The sequence below is a fragment of the Paenibacillus sp. PSB04 genome (assembly GCF_025809195.1).
GTDB classification, from domain to species: Bacteria; Bacillota; Bacilli; order Paenibacillales; family Paenibacillaceae; genus Paenibacillus_AQ; species Paenibacillus_AQ favisporus.
In genome coordinates, this window is the sequence record NZ_CP081301.1 from 3946444 (window position 1) to 3970495 (window position 24052).

Sequence of the window (24052 nt, forward strand, 5' to 3'; positions counted from 1 at the left end):
TTGGGGGTTTATACGTGTGGATTGTAGTCGCCATTATTGTTCTCCTGATCATTCTGCTGGTTGCCGTCGTAATGTCAAGCATTACCATTACATTATGGTACAGCAAGCATAATAAGGATGACAAGGCCGTATTGGACGTCAAGATGCTGTATGGAATCGTAAAGATGCATTATGAAATGCCTTCCCTGGTGTTTGCCAATATGAAAAAGGGCTTTATGCTCCGGCTTGAGAGCAAAAACAGTTTCCGTAACGGCCAAACCGTCGGAAAAGCGCATATTAACAAAAGACGGCTGGACCATTGGGCAGATGAAGTGAGAATTATGCTCCAGTCGACGGCTTCTTTAAAGGAATGGTTTTACCGTACCATGCAGCATGTAAACATCATGAAGCTGGATTGGTCCACCAATTTATCAACCGGCGATGCAGCATGGACTGCGATCGCAACGGGAACCGTGTGGGGGCTCAAAACGACCCTGGTGGGCTGGCTTTCCTTTAAAGTACGCATGCGGAACAATCCAAGGCTCTTTGTCGTTCCGGTGTTTAAGGATGAGCCGCAGTTTGCCACTGAGCTGTCCTGCGTCGCCCGCATATCCTGCGGTTATGCCTTGTATGCCGGCATCATGTTGATGGCCCGAATTCTCAAAGTACCGGGAGGTCCGATCCATTGGTTCCGATTGGCCAAACAGGTTCTGCGATAACAAAGGCTTACTTAATTTAACGGTACCGGCCGCACAGGCGGGACTACATACTTCAAAGGGATATGGGCAAGCTAACATCTGTGGCTCAGAGCTTATTATCAACACACTAGGAGGAATCAACATGGCAGAGCATCCGATTCAAGGCTTAATGCAGACTGCGATGGAAAACATCAAAGGCATGGTTGATGTCAACACAATCGTCGGCGACCCTGTAGAAACTCCTGACGGCAGCGTCATCCTTCCGATCAGTAAGGTGGGCTTTGGCTTTGCTGCAGGGGGAAGTGATTTTAACGCGGATGATATCAGTAAAAGCGTGAGCGCGGCTCCCGGACATGAATCCAAGTCCTTGCCGTTTGGCGGGGGCAGCGGCGGCGGAGTTTCGATTCGTCCGATCGCATTTCTCGTTGTCGGCAAAGCAGGCGTGAATATCGTTCCGCTCGATAATCAAACGCATTTATTCGAGAAATTAATTGATTCCGCACCGTCTATGGTGGATAAAATCACGTCGATGTTCCAAACGAATACGCAAACGGGTGCTGTCAATCCAGCCCAAACGACGACTTCGGAGATCAATCCTTCATTGTTTTAAGCCTGTGCCAATCCCTTCCGTCAGCCGGGAGGGATTTTTTCTGGTTTGCACGTTTGGCATACCCGAGTTAGGCCAAGCATATACTTGTACAAGATTTTCTGAACCGAAAGGAAAGATAACATGTGGATCAAGCATAAACGAATATGGAGCTGGATTGCGGTCATCACACTCATCGCCAGCGGCTTTGCCGGTACAAGCCGGGCATCGGCCGCGAAAAATTTACCCGCTCTCGGCACCCACGCTCAGGCCGCAGCCTTGATCGATGTCACTTCAGGCAGGCTGCTGTATTCCAGCCATGGGGACGATGAGCTCCGGATCGCCAGCCTGACGAAAATCATGACCGCCATCGTAGCGATTGAGCATGGCAAGCTGGACAGCGAAGTGAAGGTCAGCAAAAACGCCTTTGGCAAAGAAGGGTCTTCCATCTATCTCAAGCTGGGGGAAGAAATGACCCTGGAAAATATGCTGTACGGGCTGATGCTGCGTTCAGGCAATGACGCGGCCACGGCGATTGCCGAGCACGTCGGCGGTTCTGTGGAGGGGTTTGTCTATTTGATGAACGAGAAAGCCCGTATGCTGGGCCTTTCCCATTCGCATTTTATGAATCCGCACGGACTGGACGAGGAAGGCCATTATTCATCGGCCAACGATTTGGCCAAGCTGACGGCATATGCCCTGCATAATCCGGTTTTTAAGGAAATCGTGAAGACGCCGACGAAGAAGGTTCCGAATCCGAATGAATCCTGGGACTACAAATGGGATAACAAAAATAAAATGCTCCGCCTTTATGAAGGAGCGGACGGGGTCAAGACCGGCTATACCAAAAAGGCGTTCCGCTGCCTGGTCAGCTCGGCAACCCGCAACGGCCAGCAGCTGGTCGCCGTGACACTGAACGACGGGGACGACTGGAACGACCACGGCAGAATGCTGGATTACGGGTTTGAATACTACCCGTTGAAACAGCTGACCGAAAAAGGGGAGTCGGTACAGGGTCAGGATTTGGTCGTCAGCCAAACGTTCCAGTACCCTTTTGCCGATGGCGAGGAAGCTCAGGTCAACAAGAAGCTGGTGCTCTATCCTGAAGCGGAGGAAGGAGCGCCGGATTTGAGATTCGGGCTGAGAGGGAAAATCGAGGTGTCGCTGAAAGGGGAAAAGATCGGAGAAATTCCGGTCTACAGAAAAGGAAGCGTGCTGCCGGAACGAACGGCGTCCGGAACAGCTGCTGAGCAGACGATGGCACCCGCTCACAAAAGTAATTGGGGACAATGGTTCAGCGTGGTGATGAAGCGTCTGCTTCAGCCTGGTGCCTGATGTTAACGTAACAACCTGGGGAGAGGGGATACGAAATGATCAATGCAATTTGGCTGGGGCTTATTCTGATTGGATTCGGTTTTGCAGCAGCCCAGGGGAAGATTGAACTGGTCACTTCTGCGGCCTTCGACGGGGCTAAGACCGGGGTGACAGTATGTTTCGGGTTAATCAGCGTGCTGGTCTTCTGGCTCGGTATGATGCGCCTTGCTGAAGATTCGGGACTTCTGAAAAAAATAGCCCGGCTGCTGAGCCCGATCGTCACCTTTTTATTTCCGGATGTGCCGAAAAACCATCCTGCCATGGGTTACATATTGTCCAATATGAGTGCGAATCTGCTCGGTTTAGGCAACGCAGCCACGCCAATGGGCATCAAGGCGATGCAGGAGCTGCAGACGCTGAATCCCGATAAGACGGCCGCCAGCCCGGCGATGTGCACGCTGCTGGCGCTCAACACGGCCAGCATCACCTTGATTCCGACTACGCTGATCGCGATCCGGATGAACTATCAGTCCGCCAATCCGACCGATATCGTTGGCACCACACTGATGGCGACCGCCGTGGCAACGTTGGCCGCCATCGTGATGGACCGCTGGTACCGGCGCAAATTTATGCGCAGCAGGCCGAAGAAGCCGCCGGTGCATGCGGGTCCCGTTTCTTCCTCCCAATCCGAGCTGAAAGGGTGAGCAGGGCGTATGGTGGCGTTCATCAATTTGATATCGGCCTGGGCGATCCCGGTACTGATCGCGTTTATTCCCCTATATGCTTTTACCAAGAAGGTGCCGGTGTACGAGTCCTTCGTCGACGGAGCCAAAGAGGGATTTCAAACGGCCATTCAAATCATTCCTAACCTGGTCGGGATGATGGTAGGGATCAGCATTTTCCGGGCCTCAGGGGCCCTTGATTTTTTTGTGGGCTGGACAGGTCCCTTCCTTCAGCATTTGGGCGTTCCGAGCGAAATATTGCCCCTTGGTCTGCTGCGGCCGCTGACAGGAACAGGGTCCCTCGCATTCGCCACCGATCTGATCTCGGTGTACGGCCCGGATTCCATGATCGGACGGATGGCTTCAACGATACAAGGGAGTACGGATACGACGCTGTACGTGCTCACTGTTTATTTGGGCGCGGTCGGGATCCGCAACGGGCGGTATGCGCTTAAGGTCGGTCTCTTATCGGATGCGGTAGGATTTGCAGCGGCCATTGCCGTCTGCCTGCTGTTCTTCGGATAACCGGCAGCCGTGTGGAACGGTTTCATGGACACCTCATATACTGTACCAAGCTCAGGCTAGTATAAATGAGGTGATCCGCATGACATTCGAAGGCTTTATCATTCATCATTCCGTATGCCCTTCCATCAACGGGAAAGGGTATGATTTTTGGATCGGGGAGGATGCCTCGGTCGTTTCTTCCCCTTACGTCACCGATCCGTCCCATATCCATATTTGCCTCCAGGGTGATTTCAACCGCGAATACACCCTGTTTCGCGCTGCCGAAAAACAGCAGCTGTTCGTTGCCAGCAAGCTTATTATGGAGCTGGCACGCCGCTACAACATTTCTCCCCTCTATTTGTATCCTCACTCCGACACCTGCCCAGGAGCGGATTTTCCATGGAACGAACTTGTGATTTATCCTGTTGATGGTTATCATTAGGGTTGAGGTGACCTATTGAACATGGAAAGATTACAGAAAGTGTTAGCGCAGGCAGGTATCGCTTCGCGCCGTAAGTGCGAAGAATTGATCCTGGCCGGCAAAGTGGAAGTTAACGGGGAAACCGTAACCACGCTGGGGACCAAGGCGGACCCGAATCAAGATATCATCAAGGTGAACGGCAAACCGATCAAGCACGAGCAGAAGATTTACATCGTGTTCAACAAGCCGAAAGGGGTTATTACCAGCGCGTCCGACCCGGAGGGACGAAAAATCGTAACCGATTATTTGAAAGGCATCAAAGAGCGGGTTTATCCGGTCGGCCGTCTGGACTACGATACCGAAGGTCTGCTGCTGCTGACCAATGACGGCGAATTTGCCAATCTGCTGACTCACCCGCGGCATCATGTGCCCAAAACGTATCTTGCGACGGTGGAGGGGATCCCGCATGGCAGCGACCTGGACAAGCTCAAAGCTGGCATTCAGCTGGAGGATGGTATGACAGCCCCTGCCGAAGTCGAATATAAAGATATCGACACGGAGAAGAACGAAGCCGTAATCAGCATCACGATTCATGAAGGCCGCAACCGGCAGGTCAGACGGATGTTTGATGCGATCAAGCACCCGGTGATCCGGCTGAAACGTGTGGCGTTCGGCGACCTGCTGCTGCACAATTTGAAGCGCGGTTTGTACCGCCATCTGACAAAGGATGAAGTACAAAGTTTATTAAATATGGCTAAATCGGGAAATTTAAACAAAAGATAGAACGGAAGGACACATAATTTTCAAATACTCCCGGAGCACCTGTGACATTATTTCGCTATAATTGTTCATAGGTTGTTCAAACTCTGCGCTTAAAATATGTGATTTGTCATGGAAAGGGAGCTTTTGGCATGGGTAAATCTAGAAAAAAGGTTCAAATCATTATCCTGCTGTTGATTGTCATTTTGGGCGGTTACGCCATTACGACACAGGTTTCGGGCTCTAATGGCAAACCGACGGAAGGCAGTAAGGCGCCGAACTTTGACTTGCTCGGGCTGGACGGCAAGGTTCATACGCTCGATGAATATAAAGGCAAGGCGCTTGTTGTCAATTTCTGGGGAACCTGGTGCGAACCATGCGTGAAGGAAATGCCCGCCCTGCAGGCCCAGTATGATAAGTGGAAGGATAAGGATGTTGTCATCGTTGGCATCAACGCCGGCGAGGACAAGATGGCCGTGGAAAATTTTGTGAAGCAGGTCCATGTCAGCTTCCCTGTAATGCTGGATCCCGAGAAGGACGCCATTCAATCCTACGGAATATCCCCGCTGCCTACGACGTTTTTTGTCTCGCCTAACGGGAAAATCAATAAAATCCATCTGGGACAGCTGGATTTGCAAACTCTCGATCAGCAAATTGAAGAGTTGGTGAATTCCTGATGATGAAGGAAGTTATTGCATTCAAGAACACCAAGTGCGAGTGCGGGCACCAAAACCCCGTGGGGACGGTGCTCTGCGAGGCTTGCGGAAGGCCATTGGAAGAACAAGACCGCGAGTCCAACGAAGTTCTGGAGATGCGCTATGACGGGATGGCACGACGCTCTCAGCGTGCCAACCCGAATTTCATAGACCGGATCTGGAACTTCTTTTCGTCTGTAAAGATCGCCGTATACATGATTATCCTGACCCTGCTCGGATCGATGCTCGGGACGATTTTCCCCCAGGAAAACACATTTCTGAACATCGATCCCTCAACGTACTACAAGGAAACTTACGGCACGCCCGGATTGATTTATTACAAGCTGGGCCTGTCGCATACGTACGAATCCTGGTGGTTTGTCCTCCTGCTCGTCATGATCGGCGCATCGCTGGTCATCTGCAGCCTGGACCGGGTGCTGCCACTGTACAAAGCGCTTACCAAGCAAAGAATTTTGAAGCATAAGCAGTTCCTGACCCGTCAGCGCGTGGTGTATCAGGGACCGGTAGATCTGGAGTCCAAAGAATGGGTGGAGCAGGCATCCGTCCACATCAAGAAAAGAGGCTACCGTGTACATACCTTGGATAACGCTTTACTCGCAGAAAAATACCGCTTCAGCCGCTGGGGACCATACGTCATCCATATCGGACTGATCATTTTCCTGCTGGCCGTGCTGGCCCGCGGCTTGCCCGGTCTGCACATGGATCAGCATGTCGCTTTTCCAGAAGGCGAAATCAAGCACATTCCGAATACGTCGTATTATTTGAAGAACGAGAAGTTTACGGTTGAATATTATTCGGAACAAGATTTGCCAAAGGAATTTCAGGGCAAAAACAAGGTGCTTCCAAAACTGTTCAAGACGCAGGCGACCCTGTACGAATGTACGGCCAACTGCAATGATCCGTCCAAACAGCCTACGCTGAAGGCCGTAGATCATCACAATATCGAGGTTAATGACCCGATGGATTACAAAGGCCTGAAGGCCTATCAGTTTGACTACGATTTGACACCGGTCCTCCGTTCGGTCAAGCCTTCCCTGGTGGACAAGAAGACCGGCAAAGATTACGGAACGTTCCAGCTGAAGATCAAGGATCCAGAGCGGAACTACAAGGTAGGGCCATATTCGCTTGAGTTGAAGGAGAAGTACAACGATTTTGGGCTGGACGAGAACGGTCAGCCCGTCACGAAAACTCCGAATCCAAACGCGCCGGCTTTTCTCTTCCTGATTAAAGGGCCGAATTTGCCAGCCGAGGGCGTACATTATTTCTATTTCCCGAAACAAATCGACAAGGAGCGCTTCCAGCAGGATGCCATAAACGCCAAAATGAACGGCGGCAGCGTTCCGCTTGAGCTGGATGTCAAAGGAATGGGAAATGTGGACTTATCGATGTCGACCACCTATTTGAATATCCGGGTGGACAAAGCGATGCCTTTTGTCTGGGTAGGCGCAGCCATCGTCATGCTTGGACTTATACTCGGCTTCTATTGGCAGCACCGCCGGATCTGGCTGCGGATTGACGACGGGAACCTGACCCTCGGTGCGCATACCAACAAGAACTGGTTCGGCATCCGCCGGGAGATTGCGGCAATACTTCGCAAAATGAATCTGGAAGTGGACGAGAAGTCCTTGGATAACGGAGGGAATCACTCATGAGTGGATTGTTAAATTTCAGCAGCAACATGTTCGTCGTCGCATTCTTCCTGTACTGCGCGGCGTTCATCCTGTTCGCGGTCGCCATTATGGGCCGCCGGTGGAGCAACAGGGATCCGGAGTCGCACCGCAGGAAGTGGGGGAATATCGCGTTCGGGGTATCCTCCCTCGGCCTGGTGCTGGAGCTAACGTACTTCTTTACCCGGTGGGCGGGCGGCGGACATATTCCCGTCAGCAACATGTACGAATTCATGTCATTCCTTTCGATGATGGTCATGGTGGCGTTTACGGTGGTATATCTCATTTACCGCAAAACGATACTCGGTTTGTTCGCCGTTCCGATCACGATCATCATCATGGCATACGCCGCGGTATTTCCGCAGGAGGTGCAGCCGCTGATTCCGTCGCTGCAGTCCTATTGGCTGAAAATCCACGTCACGATGGCGGCGGCCGGAGAGTCGTTCTTCGCGATCGCATTTGCAGCAGGCTTTATGTACCTGCTGCGCACGGTGAATTTCAGCAGCAAGGATAAAAAGGACAGACGCCAGCAGCGCTGGGTCGAAATCGTATTTTTCTCGATCATTCTGGTTATCTCGTTTATCATTACGGTCTTTGCCTTCCGTGCAGCCGGTTATGAATCCGTGTTCACCCAGACGAAGGCTTCCGGAACGGCCGGGCAAACGACGAGCGTTACGCAGACCGTCGAATACAAGCTGCCGCCGATCGTTGCGCCGTACCACAGCAAGGTCGAAAGCTATCAGCCGTTCCTCGGCATGACGAAGCCGCTGTTCAGCGCTCCGTCCTGGATGAACGGGATCAACGCGGGACGCAAGTTCAACACGATAATTTGGACGGTGATCTCCGGCATTATCCTGTACGGAATCCTCCGGTTGATCGCGCGCAAGCCGCTTGGACGTGCGGCCTCTCCGTTCCTGGACGGGATCGACCCCGATGATTTGGATGAGATCAGCTACCGCGCGATCGCCATCGGGTTTCCGATCTTTACGCTCGGCGCCTTGATCTTTGCGATGATTTGGGCTCAGGTGGCCTGGGGACGCTTCTGGGGATGGGATCCGAAAGAAGTGTGGGCGCTCATCTGCTGGCTGTTCTACAGTGCCTACCTGCATCTCAGATTGTCCCGCGGCTGGCAGGGACGGCAGTCGTCATGGCTGTCGGTTCTCGGCTTCCTGGTAGTCATGTTTACCCTCGTCGGCGTGAACCTGGTCATTGCCGGACTTCACTCCTATGCGGGTACAAACTGATCCAGTTATGACAATTTATATAGATTGAACTGGAGCCAATTGTTACTCTAGTTCAATCCATTTAGCACTGAATAATCCGTTTCACATTGCACGCTTGGATGTTGAAACGGATTTTTGTTAAGATTAGCATGGAGTTATGACAAGTTCTTCACAGAAACATAGAAGGGGTTGAGGTTGTCTTATGTCAGAACATACAAACCGGATCCTGGTCGTGGACGACGAGGAACGGATCCGCCGCCTGCTGAAAATGTATTTGGAGAAGGAGGGCTATGAAGTCGAGGAGGCCGAGGACGGCGAAACCGCGCTCCGTAAAGCTTCCAATCAGGATTATGGCCTGATCATGCTGGACTTGATGCTGCCCGGCATGGACGGCATCGAGGTGTGCAACCGGCTGCGCCAGCTCAAATCGACGCCGGTGCTGATGCTGACCGCCAAGGGCGAGGAGATCAACCGGGTTCAAGGCTTTGAAGTCGGCGCGGACGATTACGTCGTGAAACCCTTCAGCCCGAGGGAAGTCATTTACCGGGTAAAAGCGATTTTGCGGCGCTCTTCGGCAACGGCGTATCTGTCGAAGGAAACGAATTCGAGCAACAACATCGTGTTCCCGCATCTTGTGATTGAGCACGATGCCCACCGGGTGACAGCGAACGGACAAGAGGTCAGCTTGACGCCTAAGGAATACGAGCTGCTGCATTACCTGGCGGTTTCGCCGGACAAGGTTTTTTCCCGGGAAGAATTGCTGAAGGATGTATGGAACTATGAATTTTTCGGCGACCTGCGGACGGTCGACACGCACGTGAAGCGCCTGCGGGAGAAGCTGAACAAGGTATCGCCAGAGTCGGCGGCGATGATCACCACCGTCTGGGGCGTAGGCTACAAGCTCGAGGTACCGAAATAACATGAATTTCTGGACCTCTCTTGTCGGGAAGCTCTGGGCGACCATCATCTGCCTGGTAGCATGCATCCTGATTATTCTCGGGTTATTTCTGCTTCCATACATCGATATGAATTATTCGAACTCCGGGGACATCAAGCGGCTGTTTACGTACACGGCCATCATCGGGTTTTCGATGACGACCTTCTTTGCGCTGTTTCTGCTGACGAAGATTACGCAGCCGATGCAGCAGATGATTCAGGCTACCGAAGCGATCCGTAAAGGCGAGTACAACACGCGCCTGTCGATCAATACGAGCGACGAGATCGGGAAGCTGGCGAACACGTTTAATCATATGGCGGCTGAGCTGGAAGACAACATCCGCAACTTGAACCAGGAAAAGGAGCATTTGGCGAGCGTCCTCCGAAGTATGAGCGACGGCGTCATTACGTTCGATACTTCAGGTAAGGTGATCTTGACGAATCCACCGGGACAGAAGCTGATCACCCAATGGAAGGATATCCACTGGAACTTGGACCAGGAGGACGCCGAAGGGGAGGAAGAACAGCAGGTACCCGAGCCTTTGCTGGACCTGTTCGACAATATGCTGGAGGGCAGCGGCGACACGAGCACGAATCTTCACGTCAAGCAGGGCGTCTGGTCGGTTCATATGGCGCCTCTGTATTCGGACAACGACATCCGCGGGGCGGTTGCGGTGCTCCGCAACGTAACCGAGGAAGTGCAGCTGGAGAAAATGCGCCAGGACTTCGTTGCCAACGTGTCGCATGAGATCCGTACGCCGCTGTCCATGATGCAGGGATACAGCGAAGCGCTGCTGGATGGCATGGCGGCGTCGCCGGAGGAGAGCCAGGAACTGATTCAGGTCATTCATGACGAATCCCTTCGCATGGGGCGGCTGGTTAAGGATCTGCTTGACATGGCGCGGATGGAAGCGGGGCATGTCGACATGGCCAAAAAGCAGCTTGACCTCAACGAGCTGCTCGAGCGCGTATACCGCAAGTTTACGGTACGGGCCAAGGAGCGGAATATCGAGCTCCTTTATGACCGCAAGACAGAGGATATGGTGCTTGAGGAGGCCGACGAAGACCGTTTGGAGCAGGTGATGACCAACCTGCTGGACAATGCGTTCAGGCACACGCCTGAAGAGAAGAAGATCAGCATCCTTGCCGACCGTGTCCTGTCGGACAATAAGCCGATGATCCGAATCGTGGTGAAGGACGAGGGCGTAGGCATTCCGCCGGAGGATCTGCCGTTCGTGTTTGAACGGTTTTACAAGGCGGACAAGGCACGGGTACGCGGGGAATCGGTCGGAACGGGTCTTGGGCTAGCCATTGTTAAGAACATCGTAGAATCGCACCAGGGCAGCATTCAGGTGGACAGCATCCTGGGCGAAGGAACGGCCTTTACGATGCTGCTGCCTGTCGAAAGCCGTAAATAATGGAAAAAGAACAGGAAACACCTCTGACGGGGTGTTTTTTTGTTGAAGAAAAAAGATTAATCTTGTTCAACGTGGAACATCAGCTTATTTCCCCACCAACAAAAACAGCGTAAGCCAGGCACACTTGAACCTGCTTACGCTGTCTTTAATAAAAAATATATCGATTAGGAAAGGACGATTTCGACGGCACTGTTGAGTTCCGGAATCGTCGTCAGCTCATTCAGCACTTCTTTCTGCACGCCTTTGTCGACAGTCAGAATCATGATGGCTTCGCCGCCGATAATTTTCCGGCCGACCTGCATCGAAGCGATGTTAACGTCGTTCTTGCCGAGCAGCGTTCCGACTTGGCCGATAATACCCGGTTTGTCGTTATGGGAAATCAGGATTTGATGACCCTCCGGAGCGATATCGACAGGGAACTTGTTCAGCTGCACGATCCGCTCGCCATAGCCGTTGAGCAGGGTGCCCGCTACCAGACGCTCTTCGTTTTCGGAGGTTTTGAGGGTCACGGTAAGCAGGTTCGTAAAGCCTTTGGATTTAGGTGCCGTGGATACGGCCACGTTGACCTCACGGTTTTTGGCGAGATGCATGCAGTTGACGATATTGACCTCGCTGCCAAGGTGATGGGCAAGCACGCCTTTGACGATATAGCGGGTCAGCGGAAGGGTGTCGATGTCGGACAAATCTCCCGCATAGTCCACATGAATTTCATGGATCGCCTGGTTTTTCGTAATTTGGGCGGCAAAGCTGCCCAGTTTCTCCCCGAGCGAGAAGTAAGGCTGTAGACGGCTCATGATGCTCGGTGCCACCGGCGGCATGTTGACGGCGTTCTTGAACGGCTCGTCGCGCAGAATGTGCAGCACTTCTTCGGACACGTCAATGGCTACGTTCTCCTGGGCTTCGATGGTGGAAGCGCCGAGGTGAGGCGTAACGATAATCTTCGGATGGTTCAGGAACGGATGGTCCTGCTGCGGCGGCTCCGATTCAAACACGTCGAATGCGGCGCCGGCAACGATGCCTTCATCGATCGCTTCAACCAGGGCCATCTCGTCAATGACGCCACCGCGGGCGCAGTTGATGATGCGCATCCCCTTTTTCATCACTTCAAATTGCGGACGGGAAATCATATGGCGGGTCTCCGGCGTAAGCGGTGTGTGCACTGTCATAAAATCGGCGTTCCGGATAATATCGTCCACCGTTGCCAGCTTCACTTCGAGCTTCTCGGCGCGTTCCTGGGTCAGGAACGGGTCGAATGCCAGAATGTTCATGCCGAACGCTTTGGCACGTTTGGCCACCTCGCTGCCGATCCGTCCCATACCTAGAACGCCGAGCGTTTTGTTGCGAAGCTCGACGCCAAGGAACGATTTGCGGTCCCAGGTTCCGCCGATCGTTTTGGCATAAGCTTGTGGGATGTGACGGGCCAGTGCCATCATCATCGCAAAGGTATGCTCGCAGGTTGTTATCGTATTGCCGTCAGGGGCATTAATAACGATGATGCCGCGTTGGGTTGCCGCTTCGAGGTCGATGTTGTCCACGCCGACGCCGGCGCGGCCGACGACTTTCAGGCGGGTTCCCGCGGCCATGATTTTTTCGGTAACACGCGTTTGGCTGCGAACGAGAAGGGCGTCATAATCCCCGATGATCGCCGCAAGCTCGTCTTCGGAGAGCCCTGTATTTTTCTCTACCGTAACATCAGGTGCATCGACTAACTGCTGGATTCCGAGATCGCTGATCGGATCCGATACTAACACTTTAAACATTGGTTTCCATCCTCCTTAAATATCTAGAACGCTTATATATAAGGACATGTCCGATAGGAACATATCCGTGAAGCCGAAAGTGGAGCCGCTGAGCCCATGGGAGGCAATCAGGCGGACGCCTAAGTTCATTCCGTAAAGCAACGCGGTACTGTGCCAAAGGATGAATGTGCAGCTGGGCGGATTTTTCTCATTATTCTTAGTTGGACAACAAAAAAACTCCCGATCCGCATACTACTTCCGTAGTAAGGGACGAGAGTTATCGTGGTGCCACCCTAATTCACCGCCGTCTTCGCGAACGGCAGCCTCAAGGTCTTCCGATTGGAGACCTGATTGATAACGGAATCATCCGACTGCACCTACTGGGTAGTTCAATGCAGTTGCTCTGGAACGCTAAAGATGACTTCTCTGTCACCGGTTTGCACCAACCACCGGCTCTCTGGAGACGATAAAGCCTCTTCTTTCCTTCATCGTGTTTCGCTCAATTAATTTTTCCATAATGTATCACGGGCCTATCAGGCGTGTCAATAGGTAAAAGTGCTTCCCTTGAATGTTCTGCTCTTAATCTGCTATGATTCTAATGCTGGGAGGACTTTTTTAACAAAGTTAAATCGTATATTTCGGGGGTCCCGCAGAACACAAACAGATGTTGGAGTAAAACCTTCACGTTGTGGGATGTTTGCAACCACTCTAGTAACAGAAACTTAATAGACAGGCAGGCCTCATCATGAAAAAAAGGAAATGGAAATTACCCAAAATTCAGCAGGCTAAGCCTGAACAGCTGAATGACCGTCTACTTCTGATCAATTTGTATATCACCCAGGGCCTAACCTTATTGATCGGTCTCGTATGGATTCTGCTGCAGCGAAGAAATCCGCTTGCCTTGTTTCAGTTTCAGCATCCCGGACAAGTTGCGGCATGGGGGCTTGGGCTGGCCGCCGTTATGTTTGCCGTCGATTTCCTCGTCTCGCGGATTACGCCGGAGGAAGTGATGGATGACGGCGGAATCAACAACATGCTGTTCCAGCGCCGTCCCGTATGGCATATTATAGTCATCTCCGCGGTCGTGGCGGTATGCGAGGAGCTGCTGTTCCGTGGAGCTGTACAGCATGCGTTCGGTCCGTATTGGACCAGTATATTATTTGCGGTCATTCACGTCCGGTATTTGAAGCACTGGATTCCAACCGGCTGGGTTTTTTTGAGCAGTTACGGCCTCGGGTATATCTACATACATTCCGGAACACTGCTTGCCCCGGTCTTATGCCATTTTATGATTGATTGTGTATCCGGGCTAGTGATTCGATTTCGGAGGGAAGCATGAACAGCGAATTGAGCAGAGTTGAAACGTACAGAAAAAATCGGAAGAAGACCCCGGTAAAAAAGGCGCCTTCAACCGGTGCCGGTAGACGGACTCCGCCCAAGTCCAAGGCAGCAGAGACGTCTTCAACACGGGCGGCAGGAACGCTGAGACGCGGAAAAACGGCAGGAAATGCAGGGAAGCGGCCGGCGGCCGCCAGAACTGCTGCTGCCGCATCCGGCTCGGCGGCAGCCCCGCAGTCCCGGCGGAGTAACCGGACTGCCGGAAAAAGGGAGACGGAAGGCGAACCCGCCGTTCCGGCAAGAGCGGACACTTACGGTTCCCGGCGCATCAAGATCAGTAAATATTTTACGAACTCTTTAATCTTTTTATTTATCGGTTTAACGGCATTTCTTGTTTATTGGGGAATTAAGGGCGCCCCCCCGCTGGAGGACCTATGGTAGCCCCCTGGCTCGTCTGGGCAGGGGCAGGCGTCGCGGCTGCGGCTGCAGCGCTTTACGCGAGGATGTCGTATGAGGCGAGGCTGGAGCTGGTTCAGCAGGCCGATGTGAGGCTGGAGAGGCTGCCAAAGCCCTTTGACGGCTGCAAGCTCCTGTTCATATCGGATCTGCATAGCAGAAGGCTGACGGGGAAGACGATACGGCAGCTGGCCGGAACGATCGATTGGGTGATCCTCGGAGGGGATATTATGGAACGGAATGTACCGCTGAGCCAAGTGGAGCACAACTTAAGGCTGCTCGCCGAAATCGCCCCGGTGTATGCCGTATACGGCAACCATGATTATAAGGCAGATCCCGAAGGTTTGGAAAAGCTGATGAACGCATGCGGAGTCACTTTGCTGCGGGATGAGAACGTTCCTCTGCTGCGAAACGGCGCTCGCCTCTGGTTAACCGGTGTTGATTATCCGCGGTACAAACGAAACGATTATCCTCCGGTTCCACAGCTGCCTGTCCGTGATGCCGGTGCGGAATGCCGCATCCTGGCCGTTCATGACCCGGCCTGGCTGCAGAAGCAGAAGACGATCCAGGCGGACCTTGTGCTTGCCGGCCATACCCATGGCGGACAAATTACGCTGCCTTGGCTCGGACCGGTCCGGCTGAATCAATTTTACCGCAAGTATGCTTCGGGATGGTTTGAATGGGAGCAGCCGGAAGCGGGGGTCCGCCGGCCGCGCATGCTGATCAGCCGCGGTTTCGGCACAAGACGCGTTCCGCTCCGCCTGTGCTGCCCAGCAGAAATGCATGTCCTTACGCTAAGGACAGAATCCATAGAAAAAACACAGATAAACGAGTAAAAGCAGCCGATATGCCGGCTGCTTTTTTGTGCATTGCATGATTCCTTACTTGATTTGAGTATCGATGCTTTCAGGATCTACAAAGGTGTAGCCTTTGCTTTCCAGTTTGGTAAGGAGCGTATCCAGCGCTTCGACGGTCCACGGAAGCTCATGCATTAAAATGTTGCTGCCGCTGTGCAGCTGGTCCAGCACGTTCGAGACAACCTTGTCGGCATTGCCGCTGCTTTTGGAGCTCATCGTCCAATCGAGCGAGCCGTTGGACCAAGTCATGTACAGGAGACCGTTCTCCTTGGCGATTTTCTTGCCGGTATCACCGCCAGCCCCATTGGGGGGACGGAAAAATACTGGCGCTTTGCCAACGGTTGCCTTGACGATCTGCTGCGTATCCTCGATTTGCCTGCGCACTTCCGCTTCAGGCTTATTTTTGAGGATGATGTGATCCCAGCTGTGGTTGCCGATGGTCTGTCCGCGGTCCGCTATTAATTTCAACAGCTCGGGGTGCTGCTTGACGCGGTATCCATTGACAAAAAATATCGCCTTGGCGTGATGCTTGTCCAGCGTATCGATCAACCCGTTGATCATTTCGGCCTTTTTAGGGCCGTCGTCGAAGGTTAGCAGTACGACTTTTTTCGGAATCCCTTCAATACTCGGAACGATATCGTAAGCTTTATTCATGCGATACTGCACTTTTGCGGCTTTTGTACCGGGCTGCTGATCGTTGGATTCGGGCTTGGATGCGCTGCCTTGATTCGTATGATCGTTATTCGTTTGATCTTTATTCGTTTCCGGAGAATTTTCCGGAACCGATCCGCCGGGTTGAACGCCGGACGTCCCGTTTGTTGTGGTGCTGCCTGAATGGTTTGTATGTACTTCGCTTGTTTGAGCCGGAGGGACCGCCTTTTGGTCTTTTTGTCCCTCGTTTCCGCAGGCGCTAAGGATGAGCAGTGAGCATAGAGCCAGCGCCGCCGTAATTTTAACCATGATTTCATCTCGCTTTCCTGAATTTATGCCGCATGAGCAGGACCATATTCGCTCAAAATATATTCGACTTCATCCCATAAGGAGGTTGTACCTAAATGAACACTTCTGCTTTTATTGGCGGTATTTTGATTGGTGCTGCTGCAACGACGCTGTTGTCCAGAAACCGGGGACGTAACATGATTACGTCCGTCATGGGCGGCAATGCCAAGGACAAAATGATGGACATGGCGAACATCGGCATGGGCTCGTCCCATCGTCACGACGCTCATGGTTCTCACAACGATTCGTATTCCAAGGGATCGAGCGTCACCCAGATTAAAGATTTTATCCGCACCAATCCGGATGTCAAGCGGGAAGTGGACATGATTCTGAAAGAGACAAATACGGTGATACCTGGATTGTAAACGCGTCAAACCCATTAGAATCATTTAAAGGGCGGTTATCCGCTCCAAATGATTCTTTTTTTGTCCATTTTACAGCGTGCATTTATGGTTATATAATGATAACATACTTACATAGAACTATTTTCAGCACATATTATGGGAGACATCATAATTTGTTATAACAATGCTTACAAGGAGGATCCTGTCATGAAAATAGAACGCTTAAGCTCAGATAAGATACGGATTTTCCTTACGTTTGACGACCTGAGTGAACGGGGCATCCAGAAGGAGGACATGTGGCAAGAAATCCCGAAGGTGCACGAGCTGTTTACCGAAATGATGGATCAGGCCTATAACGAACTTGGCTTTGATGCAACGGGACCGCTCGCCGTGGAAGTGTTTGCCCTTCCTGCTCAAGGAATGGTCGTCATCGTGACCCGGGGGAAATACGATCATCATCAGTACAGTCAACTGGGTGAAGATGAACTCCCTGAAGAAGTTTACGAAATGGAAGTCACGCTTGAACAAAGCGACTCCATCGTGTATGCTTTTAACGACTTCGAAGTGCTGATCGAAGCTGCACACGTACTTCAACGACATATCACCGAAGCCGGGCGGCTTTATCATTATAGAGATAAATGGGTACTGTACATGGACCCAGAAGAAATCGACGCTAATCAGCTTCCTTCGCTGATCGCGGTTCTTGCCGAGTTCGGAGAAGCTGCATCCTATACGGAAGCCGTACTTGAGGAATATGGCAAAGTCGTCATTGCCGAGAATGCGGTTGACGTCATTTGTACACATTTCAAGCGCCAGGATTAACACCGTTGTCCTGATTGAGACATCCCATGAGGATTCATCTTCATGGGATGAACTTTGCTTTGAAGCTGGAGTTACATTCGGCAGGACCGCTAAGGTCACTGTCAGGAAGTGGAGGGATTAAGAACGGTGCTTTTGTTTTCGGTTATTGCGTCGGCATTGGCGCCGGGTCTTGCCCTACTGACCTATTTTTATTTAAAGGACAGATACGATCAGGAACCGCTGCTTATGGTGATCAAGGTGTTTCTGCTTGGTTTTATGATCGTGGTTCCGGTCATGATCATCCAGCGGGGCCTTACAACGGGGCTCGGTGGCAATCCGTATCTGGATTCTTTTGTCATATCGGCGTTTGTTGAGGAATTTTTGAAATGGTTCGTGCTGTTTCACATGATCTACAACCATACGGAGTTTGACGAGCCGTACGACGGAATCGTGTATGCCGTAGCGATTTCGCTGGGCTTCGCGACTGTAGAGAATGTGATGTATGCCTGGTACAGCCACGCATCCTTCGGGGCAATGTTCCTGAGGGCGCTGCTTCCGGTATCGGGGCATGCCATGTTCGGGGTGATGATGGGTTATTACCTCGGCAGAGCGAGGTTTTCAACCGGAGCCAAGGCAAAGCGTTTTCTGGTTTATTCGATGATCATCCCGTGGTTCTGGCACGGGGTTTACGACTTTATTCTAAGCACGATGACGCATTATTGGATCTGGTTTATCGTCCCGCTGATGGCTTTTTTATGGTACGGAGGCATGGGCAAGGTATACCGGGCCAACAACCGCTCCCCGTTCCGTTTCCTGAAGCGGGAGGAAGAGGTTAATACGTAATTAAATTGGGCACACTTTATCCTAAGAAGTTACAATCCGCATTCGGATACAATCTTTTTAGGATGGAGGTGTCCTTTTTTGCGTGTCAAAGTAAAAATCGTCTGCAGGCAATGCGGGGAACGCTACGTGCTGCGCGGCAAAAAAGAACGCGGGAAGATCGAAACCGGCTTCAAGCAGTGCCTGTGCAACAACCAAAGCCAGTTCGATATCGAAGAAGACCCGTTTTGAACCGATACCTGGGAAACGATGCATAAGACTCCTTTCTTCTAGTCAAACTAACACCAGCTTTAAGTTGATGAAAGGAGACTTCACATGTACAAGCGATTAAGCGCTGTTTTATTTCCCATAGTCACCCTGTTTATGATCGGAGCGTTTGTGTGGGGGTACCAAGAGAACCAGGAGAAGAACGCCGTGCTGATCAAGGCGGAAAACCAGTATCAGCGGGCTTTTCATGACCTGTCCTATCATATGGACCGCCTGCACAGCGAGCTTGGCAATACGCTGGCTGTAAGCTCGGCTTCCAATGCGATGCACCGGAAAGGGCTGGTCAACGTGTGGCGGCTGACAAGCGAAGCGCAGAACGAAATCAACCAGCTGCCGCTCACCATGCTGCCGTTTAACAAAACCGAAGAGTTTCTGTCCAAAATATCGAAGTTTTCCTACCAGACCTCCATGCGGAATTTGGAGAAAGAGCCGCTGTCAAATGAGGAGATCAAAAACCTGAAGGCGCTCTACGCCAACTCCGGACAAATCACTAAGGATCTCCAGGACGTGCAATCCAAGGTGATCAGCAACCGGCTGCGCTGGATGGACGTGGAAAGCGCGATGGCCACGGAAGACAAGAAGCTGGACAACACCATTATCGACGGCTTCAAAACGGTAGACAAAAGGGTCGGCGAATACCCGGAATTGAACTGGGGTCCGTCGGTATCCAGCATCTATGACAAGCGGTCGGTGAAAAAGCTGTCGGCACAGCCGGTGTCTCCCGAGGATATTAAGCGCAAAGCAGCCGATTTTGCCGGCGCGGGAGGAGGCCAATCCAACGTTCAAGTCACCGAAAACGGGAAAGGAACCGAATGGGCATCCTACACCGCCACCGTCAGCTCCAACAACCGGCCTGCTCCGCTGTCGCTGAACTTCACTCGTCAAGGCGGGCACTTGATTTCCTTTTCCGATAACCGGGAAGTCGGACCGAAGGCGGTTACGATGGAAGAAGCCCGCAAGAAGGCCGATCAGTTTCTGCAAAGTAAAGGCTATAAGGATATGACGGCCGTTACAGCAGACCAGTATGATAATATGGGCAACTTCACATATGTGCGCAAGCAGGACGGCGTACTAGTGTACCCGGAAAAAATGACGGTTCGAGTCGGGCTCGATAACGGCGAGGTGACCGGGTTCCAGGCCAGCGATCTCGTTTACGAGCAATCTCAGGCGCGGAAAATTCCAAAACCGAAGCTGACCTTGAGCCAGGCGCGGAAAAAGCTGAATTCCGAGTTTAAGGAAAACTACAACCGGCTGGCGCTGATCAAGGACGATTCGGGCCAGGAAGCTCTCTGCTACGAATTCGGAGGCAACATTAACGGCTCCAGATACCGGATATACATGGATGCCAATGACGGCTCTGAACGGGTCGTAGAGGAGCTTAAGGATTCAGATAAAAAAGCGGTGAAATAGGCAAAAAGTTGCAAGGATCAAGTGATGAGCAAAGCCTCTCGGATCAGCCGAGGGGCTTTTTATATTGCGCAAAAACACTGCTTACCTATGAACAAAGACATGGTATAATCAGGATAGAATGCTATTTTACAGGCTGGCGGTGAGTTTGTTGTTTCCTAAAATCAGCGATCAATTGTTTATCTCCGTGGATTCCGGAGACCAGAAAGAAGCGGGGATGGAGTACAAGTCCCGCATCACGGATTTGGAGGACGAGTCCATTCTGATGGAGGTGCCCATCCAGGAAAAGACCGGGCAGCTGAAGCGGCTGCACATGGGTGACGAGCTTTCGGTGTATTTTTTGACCGACGGCGGCGTTAAAAATTATTTCAATACTTACGTGCTCGGCTTCAAGGAAGACGTCGTCCGCATGGTGCGGATCCGCAGGCCTGAGCCCGAGTCGATCGGCAAAGTCCAGCGCCGAAGCTTTTTGCGCGTCAATGCCGGATTGGAGGTGGCGGTCCAGACCGAACACAATATCCGCTTCGTCACGCGTACAGAAGATGTCGGCGGGGGCGGCATTTCTTTTTATAGCGACGCCGACAAGGCGATCCGTGAAGGGGACATGCTGTCCTGCTGGGTGCTCGTACCGTATAAGAACGGAAACCTGGAGCATGTTCCGTTTAAAGGCAGCGTCGTCCGGATCCAGCAGCTCGACAACGGCCGGAAAATCGTGATGCTGAAGTTTGAAGCGATTACGGATATGGAACGGCAAAAGCTGATCCGGTACTGCTTCGAGCGCCAGTTTGATTTCCGGAACCGCTGAGAGATCGGGTGAGGGAATATTTTGCTCCGCCAAGGATACACTAGTAGGAAAATTCAGGGAGTGTATCTAATGGATGAACAGGATCGGGTTCGGCAGTATCTCCGGCTGTTCGGGGAATGCTTTGACGTTTTGTCCAAATGGGTTAAAAGGGCTTTGATTGTGCTTGTCGTTATGCTGATCCTCATACAGGGGGCGCTTCATATCAAGCAAGTCAGACCTTACTTGTCCCCGGTGTACAAGCTTGATGGCATCCCTGTCAAAGAGCGGGATGTCAGGGATTGGAAAGAGTAAAATGGAGGGACGTTTTTGCATCGGAATAGGTTGTGTGGTATAATTTTCTCGACGCAGGCAATGCCTGCTTTTTTCTTGAGGCTTATGTTTGAGGAGGAATGCCCCTTTGGTTAGGCAGGGGACAGAGGATAACTTGAAAATCAACATTGCGATCGATGGACCTGCCGGGGCCGGCAAAAGCACGATTGCCCGCCTGGTGGCGAGAGCCCTCTCGTACATATACGTGGACACCGGAGCCATGTATCGGGCCGTAACGTGGTTTATGATGGAACAAGGAATTGGACCGGAATTTCCTGAAAAAGTGCTTCAACTCACCCAAAAGATGGTGATTGAATTAATACCCGGGGAAGACGGGCAGAAAGTTCTGGTCAACGGCGAAGATGTGACCCCTTACATCCGTTCTTTGCAGGTAAACGGGATGGTATCCCAATACTCGCAGATTGAAGGAGTAAGACGCCACCTCGTTGCGCTGCAGCAGCAGATGGCTCTGCACAAAGGCATAGTGATGGATGGACGAGATATCGGAACGACCGTGCTTCCCGATGCCGAAGTGAAGATTTTCATGACGGCAAGCGTCAAAGAGCGTGCTCTCCGCCGGTACAAGGAAATGAACGATGCGGAAGGATTGACACTTGAACAGCTTGAGAAGGATATCGAAAGACGTGACCGTCTGGACGCAGCGCGCGAAATTTCGCCGCTTCGCTGCGCCGATGACGCCATTGTCCTGGATACGACTCACATGGATATACCTCAGGTTGTCGACACCATCGTTGATTACTGCAAAACGTACAGGGGTGGGGAGAAGAATTGAAGATTTACGTTTTTTGCCGGGATATCCTTAGGGCAATATTCACCTTGTTGTACCGCTTTGAAGCGGTCGGCACGGAGAATATCCCCAAAGAAGGCGGGGTGCTGCTCTGCTCCAATCACAAAAGTCTGCTCGATCCGATATCCGTCGGGATCAAGGTGAAGCGGCAGGTCAAGTTTATGGCCAAGGAAGAATTGTTCAAAGTTCCCGTACTGGGATGGCTGATTACCCAGTTCGGAGCGTTTCCCGTCAAGCGGGGGGGAGTCAGTAAAGAGTCCTTCAAGACCTCCATCTCCATTTTGCGCGGCGGTGAAATCATGGGCATCTTCCCGGTAGGCACGCGCTTCTCCGATACTGGCGCCGCCAAGAAAGGGGCCGCCATGTTTGCGCTCCGCGGCAATGCCGCCGTCGTGCCGGCCGCGATTATCGGCGATTACAAGATTTTCAGAAAAATGAAAATCGTGTACGGACAACCTATCATCCTGGATGACCTGAAAAGCGGTGAGGTGGATGGCGATCCGCTCGAGCTGGTGACAGAACGCATCATGGATCGGATCCATGAAATGGAGAAGACCGGAAGACCTTCGGGGAATTAGCCGGGCGTGCATGAACACAAGCACTTATTGGAAACATATGATTCGTACTGCTTTATGATGTTTTGAACTCTGCGTCAGCAGGTTTGAATAAATGGGTTTTTTTGAATTGAGGAGGGTATTGACATGTCGGAAGAAACGAAAAATCAAGAAACTGCAGAAGCGGTAAACCAAGAAGAATTGGATCAATTCGTATCCTTGAAAAAAGGGGACACCGTGAAAGGCACGATCGTCAAACTGGAGGACAACCAAGCTTATGTAAGCATTGGATATAAATATGACGGCGTCATTCCGGTCCGCGAACTGTCTTCCGTACACCTTGACAACGCATCCGAAGCGGTGCAGGTTGGTCAGGAAGTGGAATGCAAGGTTGTCAGCATCGACGACGAGAAGGAAAGACTCGTTCTTTCCAAGCGCGCGATCGACAGCGAGAATGCTTGGGATGAGCTCGAGAAGCATTTCGAAGCTCAGGACGCTTTCGAAGTTACCGTAGCTGACGTGGTAAAAGGCGGTCTCGTCGCAGACGTGGGCGCACGCGGATTTATCCCGGCTTCCATGGTAGAGCGTCATTTCGTCGAAGACTTCAGCGACTACAAAGGCCGCACGCTGCGCGTGAAGGTGAAAGAGCTTGACCGTGAGAACAACAAAGTGATCCTGTCGCAAAAAGACGTTCTCGAAGAAGAGTTCGAAGCCAATAAGCAAAAAGTGATGGGTGAGCTCCAAGAAGGACAAGAAATCGAAGGTACGGTACAGCGTCTGACTCAATTCGGCGCCTTTGTTGATGTGGGCGGCGTTGACGGACTGGTTCACGTGTCCGAAATGGCTTGGCATCATGTGGACAAACCTTCCGATGTCGTGTCCGAAGGCGACCAAGTGAAGGTAAAAGTGCTCAAAGTTGATCCGGAAAAAGGCAAAATCAGCCTGAGCATCAAGGCTGCCCAGCCAGGACCATGGGAATCGGCAGCCGACAAGTTCCATACCGGCGATGTAGTAACAGGCGAAGTGAAGCGTCTTGTCACTTTCGGTGCTTTCGTTGAGCTGGCGCCAGGTGTTGAAGGACTTGTTCATATTTCGCAAATTTCCCATAAGCACATCGGCACACCGCATGAAGTGCTCAAAGAAGGCCAAGAAGTTCAAGTCAAAATCTTGGACATCAACACGGCTGAAAAGCGCGTAAGCCTGAGCATCAAGGAAACCGAGGAAGCTCCTGCGGCAGCTCCAAGACCGGAAAGAGCGCCGAAGAGCAGCGCGCACAAGGATGATCTGAAAGACAACCCGAACGTATCGCTTAGCAACCAAGGCCTCAGCATTACACTCGGTGAACGTTTTGGAGACAAACTCAGCAAATTTAAATGATTTGGGCCTCCAAAATTGAAATCGGTGAACCCTTACACGGGTTTACCGATTTTTTTTTAGATTAGCAAGTATGCTGACTCGGGGAAAATTGGTTCGAGATGTTCGATCATGAAAGCCAAAGAATCGGTCATGCATGGTTCTGTGTATGCTTTGGAAAAATACAATTAACATTCGGCTATTCCTATGAAAGGTTAGCCAAAAGAAACGT

At 51.8% G+C, this 24052-nt stretch carries 27 protein-coding genes and 1 other annotated feature; of the genes, 25 read left to right on the forward strand and 2 right to left on the reverse strand.

The window, feature by feature from the left end:
• The first annotated feature begins 14 nt into the window (after positions 1-14).
• The 12 genes from K2F33_RS18265 (at position 15) to K2F33_RS18320 (ending at position 10943) form a co-directional block, all read left to right on the forward strand.
• On the forward strand, positions 15-698 hold the full coding sequence (locus tag K2F33_RS18265; RefSeq protein ID WP_186319988.1) for a DUF2953 domain-containing protein: 684 nt from the start codon (positions 15-17) through the stop codon (positions 696-698).
• A gap of 121 nt (positions 699-819) precedes the next feature.
• Positions 820-1287 carry a GerW family sporulation protein gene (ytfJ, locus tag K2F33_RS18270; RefSeq protein WP_076170059.1) on the forward strand — a complete coding sequence of 156 codons (468 nt, stop codon included), beginning with the start codon at positions 820-822 and terminating at the stop codon, positions 1285-1287.
• A gap of 120 nt (positions 1288-1407) precedes the next feature.
• A complete protein-coding gene (locus K2F33_RS18275) occupies positions 1408-2598 on the forward strand; it encodes a D-alanyl-D-alanine carboxypeptidase family protein (RefSeq protein WP_263878203.1) in 1191 nt (396 codons plus the stop codon).
• Between the two features lie 35 nt (positions 2599-2633).
• On the forward strand, positions 2634-3281 hold the full coding sequence (locus K2F33_RS18280) for a nucleoside recognition domain-containing protein (protein WP_145023865.1): 648 nt from the start codon (positions 2634-2636) through the stop codon (positions 3279-3281).
• A gap of 9 nt (positions 3282-3290) precedes the next feature.
• Entirely contained in the window at positions 3291-3824 is a 534-nt protein-coding gene (locus tag K2F33_RS18285; protein ID WP_076170061.1) for a spore maturation protein, read from the forward strand.
• Between the two features lie 79 nt (positions 3825-3903).
• Positions 3904-4245, forward strand: coding sequence for a peptidoglycan recognition protein family protein (locus K2F33_RS18290; RefSeq protein WP_076170062.1), 342 nt, complete (start codon positions 3904-3906; stop codon positions 4243-4245).
• A 21-nt stretch (positions 4246-4266) separates the two neighbouring features.
• The gene (locus tag K2F33_RS18295) at positions 4267-5007 is read left to right on the forward strand and encodes a pseudouridine synthase (RefSeq protein WP_076170063.1); all 741 of its coding nucleotides are present in this window, start codon (positions 4267-4269) and stop codon (positions 5005-5007) included.
• A 128-nt stretch (positions 5008-5135) separates the two neighbouring features.
• Positions 5136-5660 carry a thiol-disulfide oxidoreductase ResA gene (resA, locus tag K2F33_RS18300; protein WP_076170064.1) on the forward strand — a complete coding sequence of 175 codons (525 nt, stop codon included), beginning with the start codon at positions 5136-5138 and terminating at the stop codon, positions 5658-5660.
• Complete coding sequence (locus K2F33_RS18305) at positions 5660-7351, forward strand: cytochrome c biogenesis protein ResB (RefSeq protein ID WP_244867184.1); 1692 nt, start codon at positions 5660-5662, stop codon at positions 7349-7351. Before resA ends, K2F33_RS18305 begins: the two co-directional genes overlap by 1 nt.
• On the forward strand, positions 7348-8610 hold the full coding sequence (ccsA, locus tag K2F33_RS18310; RefSeq protein ID WP_263878205.1) for a cytochrome c biogenesis protein CcsA: 1263 nt from the start codon (positions 7348-7350) through the stop codon (positions 8608-8610). The genes K2F33_RS18305 and ccsA overlap by 4 nt, the downstream gene beginning before the upstream one ends.
• A 181-nt stretch (positions 8611-8791) precedes the next feature.
• Positions 8792-9508 (forward strand): response regulator transcription factor, encoded by a 717-nt coding sequence (locus K2F33_RS18315; protein ID WP_076170066.1) that lies wholly within the window; start codon positions 8792-8794, stop codon positions 9506-9508.
• 1 nt (position 9509) lies between these two features.
• Complete coding sequence (locus K2F33_RS18320; protein ID WP_105444665.1) at positions 9510-10943, forward strand: ATP-binding protein; 1434 nt, start codon at positions 9510-9512, stop codon at positions 10941-10943.
• Between the two features lie 164 nt (positions 10944-11107).
• On the opposite strand, the gene serA is transcribed toward K2F33_RS18320, so the two are convergent.
• Positions 11108-12703, reverse strand: coding sequence for a phosphoglycerate dehydrogenase (serA, locus tag K2F33_RS18325; RefSeq protein WP_076170068.1), 1596 nt, complete (start codon positions 12701-12703; stop codon positions 11108-11110).
• 242 nt (positions 12704-12945) lie between these two features.
• Positions 12946-13180: a binding site (T-box leader), on the reverse strand.
• A 247-nt stretch (positions 13181-13427) separates the two neighbouring features.
• Here serA and K2F33_RS18330 point away from each other — a divergent pair.
• Genes K2F33_RS18330 through K2F33_RS18340 form a run of 3 tightly spaced genes read left to right on the forward strand, consistent with a single transcriptional unit; the run spans position 13428 to position 15312 of the window.
• Entirely contained in the window at positions 13428-14021 is a 594-nt protein-coding gene (locus K2F33_RS18330; protein WP_145131956.1) for a CPBP family intramembrane glutamic endopeptidase, read from the forward strand.
• Positions 14018-14461, forward strand: a complete 444-nt coding sequence (locus K2F33_RS18335; protein WP_263878208.1) for a hypothetical protein — start codon at positions 14018-14020, stop codon at positions 14459-14461. Before K2F33_RS18330 ends, K2F33_RS18335 begins: the two co-directional genes overlap by 4 nt.
• On the forward strand, positions 14455-15312 hold the full coding sequence (locus K2F33_RS18340) for a metallophosphoesterase (RefSeq protein ID WP_263878209.1): 858 nt from the start codon (positions 14455-14457) through the stop codon (positions 15310-15312). The genes K2F33_RS18335 and K2F33_RS18340 overlap by 7 nt, the downstream gene beginning before the upstream one ends.
• A 45-nt stretch (positions 15313-15357) precedes the next feature.
• Here the strand turns inward: K2F33_RS18340 and K2F33_RS18345 are convergent, their stop codons facing one another.
• Positions 15358-16293 (reverse strand): polysaccharide deacetylase family protein, encoded by a 936-nt coding sequence (locus K2F33_RS18345; protein WP_263878210.1) that lies wholly within the window; start codon positions 16291-16293, stop codon positions 15358-15360.
• 95 nt (positions 16294-16388) lie between these two features.
• Between K2F33_RS18345 and K2F33_RS18350 the strand changes: the two genes are divergently transcribed.
• The 10 genes from K2F33_RS18350 to rpsA all read left to right on the forward strand — a co-directional run bounded on the left by K2F33_RS18350 (position 16389) and on the right by rpsA (position 23844).
• A complete protein-coding gene (locus tag K2F33_RS18350) occupies positions 16389-16697 on the forward strand; it encodes a hypothetical protein (protein WP_145158459.1) in 309 nt (102 codons plus the stop codon).
• Positions 16698-16883: 186 nt separating this feature from the next.
• The gene (locus tag K2F33_RS18355; RefSeq protein ID WP_076170074.1) at positions 16884-17498 is read left to right on the forward strand and encodes a genetic competence negative regulator; all 615 of its coding nucleotides are present in this window, start codon (positions 16884-16886) and stop codon (positions 17496-17498) included.
• Positions 17499-17624: 126 nt separating this feature from the next.
• Complete coding sequence (prsW, locus tag K2F33_RS18360) at positions 17625-18320, forward strand: glutamic-type intramembrane protease PrsW (RefSeq protein WP_076170075.1); 696 nt, start codon at positions 17625-17627, stop codon at positions 18318-18320.
• A 78-nt stretch (positions 18321-18398) separates the two neighbouring features.
• Positions 18399-18548 carry a hypothetical protein gene (locus tag K2F33_RS18365; protein ID WP_163879344.1) on the forward strand — a complete coding sequence of 50 codons (150 nt, stop codon included), beginning with the start codon at positions 18399-18401 and terminating at the stop codon, positions 18546-18548.
• Between the two features lie 84 nt (positions 18549-18632).
• The gene (gene ypeB, locus K2F33_RS18370) at positions 18633-19994 is read left to right on the forward strand and encodes a germination protein YpeB (RefSeq protein WP_263878212.1); all 1362 of its coding nucleotides are present in this window, start codon (positions 18633-18635) and stop codon (positions 19992-19994) included.
• Between the two features lie 148 nt (positions 19995-20142).
• The gene (locus K2F33_RS18375; protein ID WP_263878213.1) at positions 20143-20796 is read left to right on the forward strand and encodes a flagellar brake protein; all 654 of its coding nucleotides are present in this window, start codon (positions 20143-20145) and stop codon (positions 20794-20796) included.
• Between the two features lie 69 nt (positions 20797-20865).
• Positions 20866-21087 (forward strand): hypothetical protein, encoded by a 222-nt coding sequence (locus K2F33_RS18380; protein ID WP_212984358.1) that lies wholly within the window; start codon positions 20866-20868, stop codon positions 21085-21087.
• A gap of 106 nt (positions 21088-21193) precedes the next feature.
• Entirely contained in the window at positions 21194-21898 is a 705-nt protein-coding gene (gene cmk / locus K2F33_RS18385) for a (d)CMP kinase (protein WP_263878214.1), read from the forward strand.
• The gene (locus tag K2F33_RS18390) at positions 21895-22491 is read left to right on the forward strand and encodes a lysophospholipid acyltransferase family protein (protein WP_397343897.1); all 597 of its coding nucleotides are present in this window, start codon (positions 21895-21897) and stop codon (positions 22489-22491) included. The genes cmk and K2F33_RS18390 overlap by 4 nt, the downstream gene beginning before the upstream one ends.
• A gap of 123 nt (positions 22492-22614) precedes the next feature.
• Positions 22615-23844, forward strand: coding sequence for a 30S ribosomal protein S1 (rpsA, locus tag K2F33_RS18395; RefSeq protein WP_076170079.1), 1230 nt, complete (start codon positions 22615-22617; stop codon positions 23842-23844).
• Positions 23845-24052: the final 208 nt, after the last annotated feature.

Coding starts and splice junctions, on each gene's coding strand:
- K2F33_RS18290 (WP_076170062.1), top strand. CDS start 3,904: ATGACATTCGAAGGCTTTATCATTCATCATTCCGTATGCCCTTCCATC.
- K2F33_RS18340 (WP_263878209.1), top strand. CDS start 14,455: ATGGTAGCCCCCTGGCTCGTCTGGGCAGGGGCAGGCGTCGCGGCTGCG.
- K2F33_RS18380 (WP_212984358.1), top strand. CDS start 20,866: ATGGATGAACAGGATCGGGTTCGGCAGTATCTCCGGCTGTTCGGGGAA.
- K2F33_RS18295 (WP_076170063.1), top strand. CDS start 4,267: ATGGAAAGATTACAGAAAGTGTTAGCGCAGGCAGGTATCGCTTCGCGC.
- ytfJ (WP_076170059.1), top strand. CDS start 820: ATGGCAGAGCATCCGATTCAAGGCTTAATGCAGACTGCGATGGAAAAC.
- K2F33_RS18335 (WP_263878208.1), top strand. CDS start 14,018: ATGAACAGCGAATTGAGCAGAGTTGAAACGTACAGAAAAAATCGGAAG.
- ccsA (WP_263878205.1), top strand. CDS start 7,348: ATGAGTGGATTGTTAAATTTCAGCAGCAACATGTTCGTCGTCGCATTC.
- ypeB (WP_263878212.1), top strand. CDS start 18,633: ATGTACAAGCGATTAAGCGCTGTTTTATTTCCCATAGTCACCCTGTTT.
- K2F33_RS18275 (WP_263878203.1), top strand. CDS start 1,408: ATGTGGATCAAGCATAAACGAATATGGAGCTGGATTGCGGTCATCACA.
- K2F33_RS18355 (WP_076170074.1), top strand. CDS start 16,884: ATGAAAATAGAACGCTTAAGCTCAGATAAGATACGGATTTTCCTTACG.
- K2F33_RS18350 (WP_145158459.1), top strand. CDS start 16,389: ATGAACACTTCTGCTTTTATTGGCGGTATTTTGATTGGTGCTGCTGCA.
- K2F33_RS18330 (WP_145131956.1), top strand. CDS start 13,428: ATGAAAAAAAGGAAATGGAAATTACCCAAAATTCAGCAGGCTAAGCCT.
- K2F33_RS18315 (WP_076170066.1), top strand. CDS start 8,792: ATGTCAGAACATACAAACCGGATCCTGGTCGTGGACGACGAGGAACGG.
- serA (WP_076170068.1), bottom strand. CDS start 12,703: ATGTTTAAAGTGTTAGTATCGGATCCGATCAGCGATCTCGGAATCCAG.
- K2F33_RS18320 (WP_105444665.1), top strand. CDS start 9,510: ATGAATTTCTGGACCTCTCTTGTCGGGAAGCTCTGGGCGACCATCATC.
- rpsA (WP_076170079.1), top strand. CDS start 22,615: ATGTCGGAAGAAACGAAAAATCAAGAAACTGCAGAAGCGGTAAACCAA.
- K2F33_RS18280 (WP_145023865.1), top strand. CDS start 2,634: ATGATCAATGCAATTTGGCTGGGGCTTATTCTGATTGGATTCGGTTTT.
- K2F33_RS18285 (WP_076170061.1), top strand. CDS start 3,291: ATGGTGGCGTTCATCAATTTGATATCGGCCTGGGCGATCCCGGTACTG.
- resA (WP_076170064.1), top strand. CDS start 5,136: ATGGGTAAATCTAGAAAAAAGGTTCAAATCATTATCCTGCTGTTGATT.
- K2F33_RS18345 (WP_263878210.1), bottom strand. CDS start 16,293: ATGGTTAAAATTACGGCGGCGCTGGCTCTATGCTCACTGCTCATCCTT.
- K2F33_RS18305 (WP_244867184.1), top strand. CDS start 5,660: ATGATGAAGGAAGTTATTGCATTCAAGAACACCAAGTGCGAGTGCGGG.